Source organism: Geodermatophilus sp. SYSU D00703 (genome assembly GCF_054050155.1).
On record NZ_JBJGYU010000031.1, the window covers coordinates 18,658 to 31,325 of the forward strand.

Genomic DNA, 12,668 nt, shown 5'->3' on the forward strand with positions numbered 1-12,668 from the left:
CGCGGGGACCGGGCACCGACGGCGTCGGGTGAGGGTGCTGGAACGGCCCTCCTGCAGGGACCCGCCGCGATCTGGCGAGGGGCGGGGGGCAGGGAGGGTCCTTCCTCAGGCGGCCTGACCGCCGGCCGGGCCAGCGGCCACGGCGGCTCGTGCCGTCTCCACCAGGGCGGCGAAGGCGGTGGGCTCGTTGACGGCCAGCTCCGCCAGCACGCGGCGGTCGAGCTCGATGCCGGCCAGCTTCAGGCCCTGCATGAACCGGTTGTAGGTCATGTCGTTCTGCCGGGCCGCGGCGTTGATGCGGGTGATCCAGAGCTTGCGGAAATCACCCTTGCGCACCTTGCGGTCGCGGTAGTTGTAGGTGGCCGAGTGGAGGATCTGCTCCTTGGCCTTGCGGTACAGGCGCGAACGCTGACCGCGGTAGCCGCTGGCCGCCTCGAGGGTCGTCCGGCGCTTCTTCTGGGCGTTGACCGCCCGCTTGACGCGTGCCACGGAAGGGCTCCTGTCTTCTCGTTACGGCAGGGGCTCAGATGCCCAGCAGCTTCTTCATGTTCTTGTGGTCGGCCGGGGACAGGACCTGGTCCTGGTCCAGCCGACGCTTGCGGCGCGAGGACTTGTGCTCGAACTTGTGCTGGTTGTTGGCCTGCTCACGCATGAGCTTCCCGCTGCCCGTCACGCGAATCCGCTTCGCGGTGCCCTTGTGGGTCTTCTGCTTCGGCATGTCCTCGGTCCTCGTTCGTGTGTGTCGGCGCCGCACGGCAGCGTCGAGCTGCCGTGACGGCGCCGGCCGTCTCGGTGGTGCGGTCCTGCGGTCCTCGGCCCTCCTGCAGGGTCCCGCCGCGAGTCTGCGAGTGGCGGGGGGCAGGAGGGTCCTTCCTCAGGCGCTGGGCGCCTGCTCCTAGGCCGACTGGTCGCCCTTCGCCTGCCGGCGGCCGCCCTGGGACTGCTGCGCCTGCTGGTTCCGGTGCGGAGCGATCACCATGACCATGTTCCGGCCGTCCTGCTTGGGGTTGGACTCGACGACGCCGAGCTCGGCGACGTCGGCGGCCAGCCGCTGCAGGAGCCGGTAGCCCATCTCCGGCCGGGACTGCTCCCGGCCACGGAACATCACGGTGATCTTGACCTTGTCGCCGCTCCGGAGGAAGCGCTCGACGTGGCCCTTCTTGGTCTCGTAGTCGTGCGGGTCGATCTTCAGGCGCAGCCGCATCTCCTTGATGACGGTGAGCGCCTGGTTCCGCCGGGCCTCGCGGGCCTTCTGGGCGGACTCGTACTTGAACTTCCCGTAGTCCATCAGCTTGGCGACCGGCGGCCGGGCCATCGGCGCGACCTCGACGAGGTCGAGCTCGGCGTCCTGGGCCAGGCGCAGCGCCTCGCCGATCGGCACGATGCCGACCTGCTCACCCTCGGGCCCGACCAGGCGGACCTCGGGGACGCGGATACGGTCGTTGATGCGGGGCTCGGTGATGGCCTCTCCTCTGCTCTTGCCCGGCGAGGAGTCGCACCCGACCGGATGCCGGAGAAGACGAAGGCCCCGCGAGCGTCGTGCTCACGGGGCCCACTCTCCGGGGTGCGCGAGCTCGCAGGCTCGCGCGCCGCGGCCGACCGGCCAGCAGGCCGGTCCACCGCGATCCGGGGACCTGGGCGTCTGGACGACGCCAGGTGGGAGCGGGCTCCTCTTGGTCAGCGGCCCGGGGCAGGGCCGCTGGGTGGTTCGCGCGCCTCGGTGTAGCGGGGAGGCACGTACATGCTACAGCGCCGCGAGCGTCCTGGTCATTCCCGGGGTGCGCCGGTCACTCGTCGTACAGCAGCGGCGGCTGCGCCGGCTCCTGCGCGCGAGCGTGGGCGAGCAGGGCGCGCAGCCCCTCGACCGCGGCCGCGGCCCGCTCCCCGTCGGCCCCCTGCAGGGCCAGGACGGCGAACTCGTCGTCGTTGGTCAGCAGCACGGTCGCCCACTTGAAGCGCGTGTCGAACCGGATCGCCCGGACCGCCGTCCACGGGACCTCGCGCCCGCCGAACAGGTTGCGCACCCGGAGGCCTGCGGCGTCGGCGTCCACCCGCATGCGGCCCAGCGCGAGGATCCCGGCGCCGGCGACCAGCCCCAGCCCGACGACGGCGACCTGGTCGACGGCGGTGTAGGTGATCACCCCGGACACGTCGGCTGTCAGAGTGACGCCGACGTAGGTCATGACGGCGACGACCACCAGAGCGACCAGGGCACACAGCAGCCGCCACCGGCGCGGGACGGCGGAGACGGGCGGCGGAGGCGCGGACGGCGGCACGCCCCCCATGCTCCCAGGCCGCGTCCCGCCGTGGCCCGGGGTGCGCCCCCGCGCGGGCTGGCAGAGTGCCCGCCGTGGAGGACCCCGCCGTCGTGCTCGCCGCCCGGGTGCGCGCGGCGGCGCCCCGGCTGGGCCGCACCCGGCTGGTCTGCGTGGACGGGCCGGCCGGGTCGGGCAAGACGACGCTGGCCGGCGCGCTGGCCGACCGTCTGGGCGCGCCGGTGGTCCACATGGACGACCTCTACGCCGGCTGGACGACGACCGGTGCCTTCGCGCGGCTGGCCGCCGGCGTGCTGCGCCCGCTCGCCGCCGGGCAGCCGGGCGCCTACCACCGCTACGACTGGGGAGCCGGCCGCTTCGACCGCTCCCCCATCCCCGTGCCGTCGTCCGACGTCCTGGTGGTCGAGGGCTGCGGCAGCTGTCCGCGCGCGGCCGACCCCTGGGCGGTGCTGCGGATCTGGGTGGAGGCGCCGCCGGAGGTGCGCCTGGCCCGGGGGCTGGCCCGTGACGGCGTCACGCTGGAGCCCGAGTGGCGGTGCTGGCAGCGCACCGAGGCGGCCCTGTTCGCCGCCGAACGGACCCGGGAGCGGGCCGACGTCCGCGTGGACGGGACCGCGTCGCGGCCGGTCGGGGGGCCGGGGACCGACTAGACTGGGGACGAGCTGCAGACCCGTCCAAGCAACGGCGGAGTCGCGCAGCCCGGCCGGATGGGCTGCTGTGCACCAGGACCGTTCCCTCGACCTGCCCCTCGCCGACGAGCTGTCGGCCGTCTTCGCGCGGATGTCGGGACTGCTGCTGTCCGAGGAGACGGTGGCGACCGCCCTCGGCCTGGTCGGCTCGCTGGCGCTGGACACCGTGCCCGGCGCGGTCGGCGCGGGTGTCTCGATCATCGACGAGCGCGGCCGTCGCAGCTCGGGGTCGACCGACACCCGGGTCGAGCAGGCCGACGGCCTCCAGTACGAGCTGGACGAGGGCCCCTGTCTGGCCGCCACCGCCGGACGGCGGCTGGTCCGCGTCGACGACCTGGCGACCGACGGGCGCTGGCCGCGGTGGTCCACCGCGGTCGCACCGCTCGGACTGCGTGCGGCGATGAGCGCCCCGCTGGTGGCCGGGGACACCTCGCTGGGCGCGATCAAGGTCTACGCCGAGCGGCCGGGGACGTTCGGCGACTCCAGCGAGCGGCTGCTGACCGTGTTCGCCGCGCAGGCGGCGATCCTCGTCGCCAACGTGCAGACCCACGAGCGGGCCCGGCGGCTCAGCGAGGGACTGCGGCAGGCCATCGGCAGCCGCGACCTGGTGAGCACCGCCAAGGGAGTGCTGATGGCCCGGCACGGCGTCGGCGAGGACGTCGCCTTCGGGATGCTCGTCGCCCGGTGCGGCGAGGAGAACGGCACGCTGCCGCAGGTGGCGCGCGCCGTCGTGGACTCCGCCGTCCGCCGGAGACGCTGATGGCCGGGCCCGGGCAGGTCCCCTCCGAGGAGGAGCACCGCCGGGCGCTGCGGTCGGCCGTGGAGCTGACCGACCTCACGCTCGAACAGCTGTGGACCCGCTACTTCTCCCTCGGCGGCAACGCCGACCTCCTGGAGCTCGAGGCCCACCTGGAGGGGCTGGTGCCGCTGCCGGTCGCCGAGCGCAACGTGCTGGCGCACGCGGTCAACGAGCGCCTCGACGAGCTGTTCACCCAGCGGCGGGTCCCCTACAGCTCTTCCATCCGCCCCCGCCGGCCCACCAGCGGGCCGTTCGCGGCGCTGCTGCACCTGGTGGAGGCCGCCCGCGCCACGCCGCCGGACCGGCTGGGTGCGCTGGTGGTGGAGGCCGGACACCGGATGGGCGTGGAGGTCACCGTGCACGTGGCCGACCACGAGCAGCGGCGGCTGTGGCCGCTCACCCCGCCGGGCACACCGCGGGGCGAGTCCCTGGCCATCGACGGGACGCTGCCCGGCCGGGTGTTCCAGTCGGCGCGGCCGCTGCCCTCGGAGGGACGCGGGGGACGCCGCCTGTGGGTGCCGATCCTGGACGGCGCCGACCGGATCGGCGTCCTCGAGGTGTGCGTCGCCTCGGAGGTCGACCTCCACGACCCGGCCGCGCGGGACGAGTTCCGGTGGCTCGCCGGCCTGGTCGGCCACCTGGTCGCCGCGATGGGCCCGTACGGCGACGCGCTGGAGACGACGCGGCGGACACGGGCCCGCTCGCCGTCGGCGGAGCTCCTGTGGCAGCAGCTGCCGTCGCTGACGGCGGCCAGCGACGCCTTCGTCCTCGCCGGCGTGCTGGAGCCGGCCTACGAGGTGGGCGGGGACGCCTTCGACTACGCGCTGTCGGAGGACACCGTGTCGCTGGCGATCCTCGACGCCATGGGCCACGGTCTGCCGGCCGGGCTGCTGGCCGCCGCGGCCCTCTCGGCCTACCGCAGCACCCGCCGGGACGGCCGCGGCCTGTTCGACCAGGCCCGCGTCGTCGACGAGGTCCTCGCCGAGACCTTCCCGGGCAGCGCCTTCGTCACCGGGGTGCTGGCCGAGCTCGACGTCGCCAGCGGGCGGCTGCGCTACGTCAACGCCGGCCACCCGCCCCCGCTGCTGCTGCGGACGGGGAAGGTGGTCAAGCGACTCGCCGGCGGTCGGCGGGTGCCCTTCGGCCTGGGCGCCGGGGAGCTCACCGTCGGGGAGGAGGCGCTGCAGCCCGGGGACTGGCTGGCCCTGCACACCGACGGCGTGACCGAGGCGCGCGACGCGGCCGGCGCCTGGTTCGGCGAGGACCGGCTGGCCGACTTCCTCACCCGGCAGATCGCCGGTGGCCAGCCGCCCCCGGAGACCGCGCGGCGGCTCGTGCACGCCGTGCTCGACCACCAGGGCGGGTTGCTGCAGGACGACGCCACCGTGCTGCTGGCCCGGTGGCTGCCCCCGAACGTCGCCTCACCGGTCGTCCGGCCGCGCTGATGGGAGCCCGTCACACGACCGCAACGACCACCCCGCACCATGGGGAGGTGACGGACAGCCAGCCCGCCCTCGCGCCCGCGGCCGAGCCGCTGCCCCTGGCGGGCTACACGGTGGCCGTGACCGCCGCCCGCCGCCGGGAGGAGCTCGGTGCGCTGCTCGAGCGGCGCGGTGCGCGGGTCGTCTACGCCCCGGCGATCCGGATCGTGCCTCTGGCCGACGACGCCGAGCTCGTGGCCGCCACCACCGCGGTGCTGGAGCGGCCGGTCGACCTCGTGGTGGCCACCACGGGCGTGGGGTTCCGCGGCTGGCTCGAGGCCGCCGACGCCTGGGACCTGCCGCTGGTGGAGCACCTGCGCTCGAGCCGGGTGCTGGCCCGCGGTCCCAAGGCGCGCGGCGCCATCCGCGGCGGCGGGCTGGTCGACGCGTGGTCGCCGGCGTCGGAGTCCTCGGCGGAGGTCCTCGAGCACCTGCTGTCGGGCGCCGAGGGGCCGCTGGAGGGCCGCCGGATCGCCGTCCAGCTGCACGGTGACCCGCTGCCGGACTTCGTCGAGGCGCTGCGCGCCGGCGGGGCCGAGGTGCTGACGGTGCCGGTCTACCGATGGGTGCTGCCCGAGGACGTCGCGCCGGTGCGCCGGCTGGTCGGCACGATCGTGGCCCGCGGCGTCGACGCGGTGACCTTCACCAGCGCGCCGGCCGCGGCCAGCCTGCTGTCGGTCGCCGACGAGCTGGGCCAGCGGGCCGAGCTGGTGGCCGCGCTGACCGGCGGCGTCCTGCCGGTCGCCGTCGGTCCGGTGACCGCCGGGCCGCTGGACGCCGCCGGGATCCCGTCGGTGCAGCCGGACCGCTCGCGGCTGGGCGCGCTCGCCCGCGAGGTGGTGGCCCGGCTGCCCGAGCGCGACCCGGTGCTGCGGGTGGGCGAGCACGACCTCCAGGTGCGCGGCTCCGCCGCCGTCGTCGACGGGCGGCTGGTGGAACTCGCACCCGGCCCGATGGCGGTACTGCGGGCCCTGGCCGCCCGGCCGGGAACGGTGCTGTCCCGGTCCGAGCTGGTGCGGGTGCTGCCCGGCGGCGGCGACGGGCACGCGGTGGAGATGGCGGTGACCCGGCTGCGCGCCGCGCTGGGCGTCCCGCTGGTCGACACCGTCGTCAAGCGCGGCTACCGCCTGAAGACCCTGTGATCTGTCGGCCTCCGGCCGACCACCGCGGCCACGTGCCGGGCCCGGTCGCGCTGAGCCCCACCGCGGCGCCTCCTCGGGAGACCCTGCGGGCCCCCGCTCGGGGGCCCGCAGGCGCTACGGCACTCCTCTGCCGTGTCACACGCCGCGCATGGCCGCCCGGGGGCGCAGGTAGACCACCCAGGTCACGACGAGGCAGGCCACGTAGAAGGCGATGAACGCCAGGTAGGCGCCGTCCCCGCTGCCGGTGCTGAGGAACGACTGGCGGAACGCGAGGTTGACCAGCACCCCGCCGAAGGCGCCGACCGCGCCGGCGATGCCGATGAGCGCGCCGGACATCCGCAGCGCGTGCCGGTCGGCGTCCGCGCTGTCCCCGCCGGCGGCCACCCGCTGCTGGGCCTGGGTGCGGAAGATCGCCGGGATCATCTTGTAGGTCGAGCCGTTGCCGATGCCGCTGAGCACGAAGAGGGCCACGAAGCCGACGACGAACAGCGGCAGCGACCCCAGCTGGCTGGCCGACCACACGATCGCGGCGCCGACCGCCATCGCGACGAAGGTGCAGAACGTGATGCGGGCGCCGCCGAAGCGGTCGGCCAGCGAGCCGCCCAGCGGGCGGATCAGCGAGCCCAGCAGCGGCCCGAGCCAGGTCAGGGACGCCGCGGCCAGCGGGGTGGCGAAGTCCGACGTGAACTGGTTCTGCAGCACCTGGCCGAAGGCGAACCCGAAGCCGATGAACGACCCGAACGTGCCGATGTAGAGGAACGACATGATCCAGGTGTGCGGCTCGCGGGTCGCCTCGCGCATCGCCCGCGGCTGGTTGCGCGCCGTCGTCAGGTTGTCCATGAGCAGCGCCGCGCCGACGGCGGCTGCGACGATCAGCGGGACGTAGACCAGCAGCACGACCCGCGGGTGCTCGGCCCCGGCCGTCACCAGCACCAGCAGCCCGACGAGCTGGATCACCGGGACGCCGAGGTTCCCGCCGCCGGCGTTGAGGCCCAGCGCCCAGCCCTTGAGCCGGTCGGGGTAGAACGCGTTGATGTTCGCCATCGAGCTGGCGAAGTTGCCCCCGCCGACGCCGGCCAGGCAGCTCACGACCAGCAGCGTCGAGTAGTCCACGCCGGGCTCGAGCACGACCGCGGTGGCGACGGTGGGGACCAGCAGCAGCGAGGCGCTGACGATCGTCCAGTTCCGGCCGCCGAACCTGGCGACGGCGAAGGTGTAGGGCAGCCGGACGAACGCGCCGAGCGCCGTGGGCAGCGTGGTGAGCAGGAACTTGCCGGCCGGGTCGATGCCGTAGACGGCCTCCGGCAGGAACAGCACCAGCACCGACCACAGGCTCCAGACGGAGAAGCCGACGTGCTCGGAGAAGACGGAGAAGAACAGGTTCCGCCGGGCGACCTGCTTGCCCGTGGACTCCCAGAAGGCGGGGTCCTCGGGGCGCCAGTCGTCGATCCAGCGCCCGGACCGGGGCGGGGCGGCGACCGGCGCGGTCGTCTGCGGGGCGGTGCGCGGAGGAGCGGCCATGTCCGGCAACGGTGGCGGCCCGGCGTTCCCCGCCGGTTGCTCGCGGGCTGAACTCGTGTTCCGTTGTGCTCACCGTCGCTGACCCCCCGTGGTGAGGCCGCCAGCGCCGAGGGTGCACGGAGCGCGGGGGACCGGAGAAGATCACCGCGTGACTGCGACCGAGGACTCCCCCGCCACCGGCCGCGCGCTGCTGGAGGCGGGTGCGGCGGTGGCCGGCTCGATGAGCCGGGCCGCGGCGTCGGTGGTGTTCGCCGGCGCCGGGCCCGCGCCCGCCGTGCGGCTCGACGAACGGCTGAGCGCCTGCCTGCGCACGGTCGCGGACGAGGCCGCCGGCATCGCCGTCCCGCGGGAGCGCGCCCGGGCCGGCGCCGTCCTGGCCTTCGCCGTCGAGCACAGCGCGACGCTGTCCCGCGCCGGCCGGCGGGTGCGCGACGACGGCTTCTTCACCCCGCGCCCGGGCGGCCGGTCGGCGGCCGACGAGGTCACCGAGGCCGTCGTGACGGCGGCCCGCGCCGCGGCCGACGAGCGGCGGGTGCGGCACCTGGGCTACCTGCTCGCCGAGGTCGCCGCCTCCCCCGATCTGGACGCCGCGCTGGTCGAGCGCGCGCTGCGGCTGGCCGCCGGGCTGACCTGGCGGCAGCTGGTGCTGCTGGCCGGCGTCGGCCGCCGCGACCGGCTGCCGCTGCCGATGACCCCGATCCCCGACGACCCGCGGGCCTGGACGGCGTGGGGCGCCCGCGAGGACGTCGCCGACCTGCAGCGGGCCGGGCTGGTCGACCCGCCGCCCGCGCAACCGCGCCCCGGCGGCGCCGCGCTGCCCCGGCTGCGGCCGGCCGACCTGCGGCTGACCCGCCGCGGCGTGCTGGTGCACCGGCTGCTGGCCCTCGGCTTCGTGCGCGACGACGAGGTGACCGCCGCGTTGAGCGCCCTCACTCCCCCGGGCTGACCCGCCCGGGGAACCGCTCCCGCAGGGACCGGTGGACGGCGTCCGGGAACGGCTCGGCCGCGGCGGTCGCCGTCCGCACGAGGTCCAGCGCGGCGCGGGCGCCGGCCCCCAGGGCCCGCCCGTCCGGCGAGGCAGCCAGGACGTCGGTGGCCAGCAGCAGCTCGACGGCGAGGACGTCCTCCAGCAGGTCCAGCGCGGCGTCGGCCTTGCGCGCGCTGAGCGGGGCGCCGGTGGCGTGGTCCTCCACGCCGTTGTCCAGCGGCGGGACGTCGAGCGTCGCGGGTGCGGCCAGCTGCGTCAGCTCGGCCACCACCGCGGCCGCCGGCGGGCGCAGCGCCAGGCCGTGCGCGGCCGACGGCGGCGGCCCGGCCAGGTGCCGGAAGAACGCCTCCCACAGGTGGGACATGCGGCGGTCGCTGAGCTGGCCGACCGCGGCGAGGGCGATCCGCAGCGCGTCGCAGGCGATGGCCAGGACCATCGGGTGGAAGTTGCCGTTGCTGACCAGGGCCCGGTCCTCGACCGACACGAGCGGGTTGTCCGCGGCGGCGGCCAGCTCGGTCTCCACCGCCGCGCGGGTGGCCGCGACCTGCTCCCGCAGCGCGCCGTGGACCTGCGGCACCACCCGGAACGACAGCGGGTCCTGCACCGAGGCGGCGCCGCCGGGGGCGAGCAGCGCGCTGCCGGCCAGCAGCTCCCGGAGGTGGTCGGCGGCCGCGACCTGCCCGGGCACCGGCTTGGCCCGGCCCACGGCGGGGTCCACGACCGAGGGGTTGGCCCGCGTGGCCTCCATCGACAGCGCGGCGGCGACGTCCGCGGCCGCGGCGGCCCGCTCCGCCCGGGCGACCGCCAGCGCCGCCTGCCCCACCGACACCCCGTTGGCCGAGATGAGGGCCAGCCCGTCCTTGCCGCTGAGCTCCAGCGGGGCGATGCCGGCCCGGCGCAGGGCCTCCCCGCCGGGGAGCACCTCGCCGCGGTACTCGGCCCGCCCGCGGCCGATGGCCACCTGCGCCATCCCGGCCATGTGCCCGATGTCGGCCGCGCCCACCGAGGCGGTCCCGGCCACCACCGGGTGGACGCCGGCGTTGAGCATCGCCGCCAGCGTCTCGGCGGCCGCCACCGACGCGCCCGACCCGCCGCGCGCGATGCCGGCCAGCCGCACGGCCAGCGCCGCCCGCACCACGGGCACCGGCAGCGGCGGCCCCACCCCGCCGGCGTGGGACAGGACGAGGAACTGCTGCTCCCCGCGGATCTCCTCCTCGGTCAGCCGGGTGTCGCGCAGGTGCCCGACCTGCGTCGTCAGGCCGTAGACCGCCGCGGAGGAGGCCAGCGCCTCGTCGACGACCGCACGGGCCGCGGCGACGGCGTCCCGCGCCCCGGCGTCGAGCTCCACCCGGGCGCCGTCCACGACGGCGAGCAGGTCGTCGACCGACAGCGGTGCGGTGCTGATCGTCACGGTCGTCACGGGGGCCTCCGGATCGCCGGCGGGGGGGACGACGGTAGGCCCGTCGTCCCCGCTCCACGACGGCCTCTGGCCCCTGGCGGACCGGGAGCACCACGAGGACCGTCGCGCGCACACCGCTCGGCAACCGGGAGGGGTCGTGGACGACGCGGCTCTCGACGCACGCGACGGGTGGGCCCGGGACGACGTCCTCGACCTGCAGCGTCGCCGGCTGCGGGCCCTGCTGGCGCACGCGGCGGCCCGGTCGCCCTACTACCGGGAGGTGCTCGGTCCCGGCGCGGCCGACCGCCCGCTGGCCGCCCTCCCCGTGCTGACCAAGGCCACCCTGATGGAGCAGTTCGACCGGGTCGTGTGCGACCCCCGGCTGCGCCGGGCCGACCTGGAGGCCCACCTGGCCGGCGACGACCCCGGGCGGTCGTTCCTCGGCGTGTTCCGCGTGGCCACGACGTCGGGCACCACGGGCCGGCGGGCGATCGTCGTCCTCACCGAGGCCGAGGCGGCGACGTGGCGGGCGGTCACCCAGCGGGCCGGGCGCCGCGCGGGGATCCGCGACGGGCAGCGGGTGGCCGCCATCGGCAGCCCGAGCCCCGCGCACCTCACCCGCCAGGTCCTCGCCCCGCCCGGGGCCCCGGCGCCGCTGACCGCCGGCACCCCGCTCCCCCGGCTGGTCGCCGGGCTGGACGCGCTGCGGCCGGAGGTGCTCATCTGCGCGGCGAGCCTCGGCGGGCTGCTCGCCGACGAGCAACTCGCCGGGCGCCTGCACATCGCGCCGCGGTCGGTGGCCTTCGGCTCGGAGGCGCTGACGACCGACCTGCGCCGCCGCGTCCGAGCCGCGTGGGGCGTCGAGCCCACCGGCATGTACGCGGCGACCGAGGCGCCGGTGATCGCCTCGAGCACCCCGGAGCACCCGGAGCTCGAGGTCGCCGAGGACGTCGTCGTGGTCGAGGTGGTCGACGAGGACGACCGGCCCGTCCCGGCGGGCGTCCCCGGGGCGAAGGTGCTGGTCACCAACCTCGTGGACCGCGCCCTGCCGCTGGTCCGCTACGAGCTCACCGACGCGGTCACCGAGTCGCCGCGGCCCAACCCGGCCGGCCGCCCCTGGCGCTGCCTGGCCTCGGTCGACGGCCGCACCGCGGACATCCTGCACCTGCCCGGTCCCGACGGCGGCCGCGTGCCGGTGCACCCGTCGGTGCTCGGCTCCGCGGTGGCGCCCTTCCCGGAGGTCGGCCAGTACGCGTTCGTCCACGACGCCGCCGGCCTGCACACGCGGGTCGTGCTGGGCCCCGGCGCGGCCCCCGACGTGCAGGAGCGGCTGAGAGCGGCGCTGGTGGCGGCGGTGACGTCGACCGGCGCGGTACCCCCGCCGGTGGACGTCCGGGAGGTGGACTCCCTGGCCCCCGAGCCGGGCGGGAAGTTCCGCCTGGTCCGCACCGGCTGACCGCCCGTCGTCCGGGGCGCGGTGCCACCATGCCGCTGTGCCCGGCTCCGCAGCCGCCCGGCTGGCCCGGCTGACCGACGGCTACCTGGTCACCCAGCTGCTGCACGTCTGCGTCGCCCTCGGCGTGCCCGACGCGCTGGCCGCCGGGCCGCGCGGTGCCGCGGACCTCGCCGGTGACGTGGGCGCCGTCCCCGGCCCGCTGTACCGCGTGCTGCGAGGGCTGGCCGCCGAGGACGTCCTCGACGAGCTCCCCGACGGCCGGTTCGCCCTCACCCCGGTCGGCGAGTGCCTGCGGACCGGCGTGCCGGGCTCCCAGCGCGGCGCGGTCACCGCCCGTGCCGAGCTGTACCACCGGGCGGCCGCCGGGCTGCTCGAAGCCGTGCGGGAGGGCGGCACCCCGTTCGACGTCGTCCACGGCCGGCCGTTCTTCGACTTCCTCGCGGCGTCGCCCGAGCGGCTGGCGACGTTCCACGCGTCGATGGCCGACCGCTCCGCGCGGGAGGCCGGCGCGGTCGTCGCCGCCTACGACCTGACCCCCTTCGACTCCGTGGTGGACGTCGGCGGCGGCAGCGGCACCCTCCTGCGCGCCGTCCGGGACGCGGTGCCGTCGGCGGAGCTCACGCTGTTCGACCAGCCCGGCGTCGTGGCCGGCTCGGACCTGCCCGCGGTCGCCGGCGACTTCTTCGCCGAGGTGCCCGCCGGCGCCGACGTCTACCTGCTGTCCCGGGTCCTGCACGACTGGGACGACGCCGACGCGGGGCGGATCCTGCGGACCTGCCGGACGGCGATGCGACCGGACTCGGTGCTGCTCGTGGTCGAGGCCGTCCTGCCGAGCGGGCCGCCGACGACCCGGCGGCGGTGCCCATGGACCTGCACGTGCTCGTGCTGCTGCACGGCCGCGAGCGCACCGCCGACGA

The 12,668-nt window shown here is 76.4% G+C and carries 12 protein-coding genes and 1 pseudogene; 7 read left to right on the top strand and 6 right to left on the bottom strand.

The window, feature by feature from the left end; translation table 11 throughout:
- Positions 1–105: 105 nt before the first annotated feature.
- The 4 genes from rplT to ACI782_RS21290 form a co-directional block, all read right to left on the bottom strand.
- Complete coding sequence (gene rplT / locus ACI782_RS21275) at positions 106–489, bottom strand: 50S ribosomal protein L20 (protein WP_456912090.1); 384 nt, start codon at positions 487–489, stop codon at positions 106–108.
- A 34-nt stretch (positions 490–523) separates the two neighbouring features.
- On the bottom strand, positions 524–718 hold the full coding sequence (gene rpmI, locus ACI782_RS21280) for a 50S ribosomal protein L35 (protein WP_456912091.1): 195 nt from the start codon (positions 716–718) through the stop codon (positions 524–526).
- A 177-nt stretch (positions 719–895) separates the two neighbouring features.
- Positions 896–1,462 carry a translation initiation factor IF-3 gene (gene infC / locus ACI782_RS21285; RefSeq protein WP_456912118.1) on the bottom strand — a complete coding sequence of 189 codons (567 nt, stop codon included), beginning with the start codon at positions 1,460–1,462 and terminating at the stop codon, positions 896–898.
- A gap of 325 nt (positions 1,463–1,787) precedes the next feature.
- Positions 1,788–2,285, bottom strand: a complete 498-nt coding sequence (locus ACI782_RS21290; protein WP_456912092.1) for a PH domain-containing protein — start codon at positions 2,283–2,285, stop codon at positions 1,788–1,790.
- 65 nt (positions 2,286–2,350) lie between these two features.
- On the opposite strand from ACI782_RS21290, the gene ACI782_RS21295 reads away from it, so the two are divergent.
- The 4 genes from ACI782_RS21295 to ACI782_RS21310 all read left to right on the top strand — a co-directional run bounded on the left by ACI782_RS21295 (position 2,351) and on the right by ACI782_RS21310 (position 6,387).
- Positions 2,351–2,926: a uridine kinase family protein gene (locus ACI782_RS21295; RefSeq protein WP_456912093.1), complete on the top strand. Its 576-nt coding sequence runs from the start codon at positions 2,351–2,353 to the stop codon at positions 2,924–2,926.
- Between the two features lie 67 nt (positions 2,927–2,993).
- The gene (locus ACI782_RS21300; protein ID WP_456912094.1) at positions 2,994–3,725 is read left to right on the top strand and encodes a GAF domain-containing protein; all 732 of its coding nucleotides are present in this window, start codon (positions 2,994–2,996) and stop codon (positions 3,723–3,725) included.
- Positions 3,725–5,209, top strand: a complete 1,485-nt coding sequence (locus ACI782_RS21305; RefSeq protein ID WP_456912095.1) for a PP2C family protein-serine/threonine phosphatase — start codon at positions 3,725–3,727, stop codon at positions 5,207–5,209. The genes ACI782_RS21300 and ACI782_RS21305 overlap by 1 nt, the downstream gene beginning before the upstream one ends.
- A gap of 47 nt (positions 5,210–5,256) precedes the next feature.
- The gene (locus tag ACI782_RS21310; protein WP_456912096.1) at positions 5,257–6,387 is read left to right on the top strand and encodes a uroporphyrinogen-III synthase; all 1,131 of its coding nucleotides are present in this window, start codon (positions 5,257–5,259) and stop codon (positions 6,385–6,387) included.
- A gap of 135 nt (positions 6,388–6,522) precedes the next feature.
- Here ACI782_RS21310 and ACI782_RS21315 read toward each other — a convergent pair whose 3' ends face one another.
- Positions 6,523–7,908 carry an MFS transporter gene (locus ACI782_RS21315; RefSeq protein ID WP_456912097.1) on the bottom strand — a complete coding sequence of 462 codons (1,386 nt, stop codon included), beginning with the start codon at positions 7,906–7,908 and terminating at the stop codon, positions 6,523–6,525.
- A gap of 148 nt (positions 7,909–8,056) precedes the next feature.
- On the opposite strand from ACI782_RS21315, the gene ACI782_RS21320 reads away from it, so the two are divergent.
- Positions 8,057–8,854, top strand: coding sequence for a hypothetical protein (locus tag ACI782_RS21320; RefSeq protein WP_456912098.1), 798 nt, complete (start codon positions 8,057–8,059; stop codon positions 8,852–8,854).
- Here ACI782_RS21320 and ACI782_RS21325 read toward each other — a convergent pair.
- On the bottom strand, positions 8,838–10,316 hold the full coding sequence (locus tag ACI782_RS21325) for an aromatic amino acid ammonia-lyase (RefSeq protein WP_456912099.1): 1,479 nt from the start codon (positions 10,314–10,316) through the stop codon (positions 8,838–8,840). The two genes, ACI782_RS21320 and ACI782_RS21325, sit on opposite strands and share 17 nt — an antisense overlap.
- Positions 10,317–10,452: 136 nt before the next feature.
- Between ACI782_RS21325 and ACI782_RS21330 the strand changes: the two genes are divergently transcribed.
- Both ACI782_RS21330 and ACI782_RS21335 read left to right on the top strand, forming a co-directional pair.
- Positions 10,453–11,751, top strand: a complete 1,299-nt coding sequence (locus ACI782_RS21330) for an AMP-binding protein (protein WP_456912100.1) — start codon at positions 10,453–10,455, stop codon at positions 11,749–11,751.
- Between the two features lie 37 nt (positions 11,752–11,788).
- Positions 11,789–12,589 (top strand): annotated as a pseudogene (locus ACI782_RS21335) (methyltransferase); the annotation flags it as partial.
- Between the last annotated feature and the right edge of the window lie 79 nt (positions 12,590–12,668).

Excerpts from the sequence above, each read along its gene's own strand:
- rpmI (WP_456912091.1), bottom strand. The coding sequence starts at position 718 with ATGCCGAAGCAGAAGACCCACAAGGGCACCGCGAAGCGGATTCGCGTG.
- ACI782_RS21290 (WP_456912092.1), bottom strand. The coding sequence starts at position 2,285 with ATGGGGGGCGTGCCGCCGTCCGCGCCTCCGCCGCCCGTCTCCGCCGTC.
- ACI782_RS21305 (WP_456912095.1), top strand. The coding sequence starts at position 3,725 with ATGGCCGGGCCCGGGCAGGTCCCCTCCGAGGAGGAGCACCGCCGGGCG.
- ACI782_RS21315 (WP_456912097.1), bottom strand. The coding sequence starts at position 7,908 with ATGGCCGCTCCTCCGCGCACCGCCCCGCAGACGACCGCGCCGGTCGCC.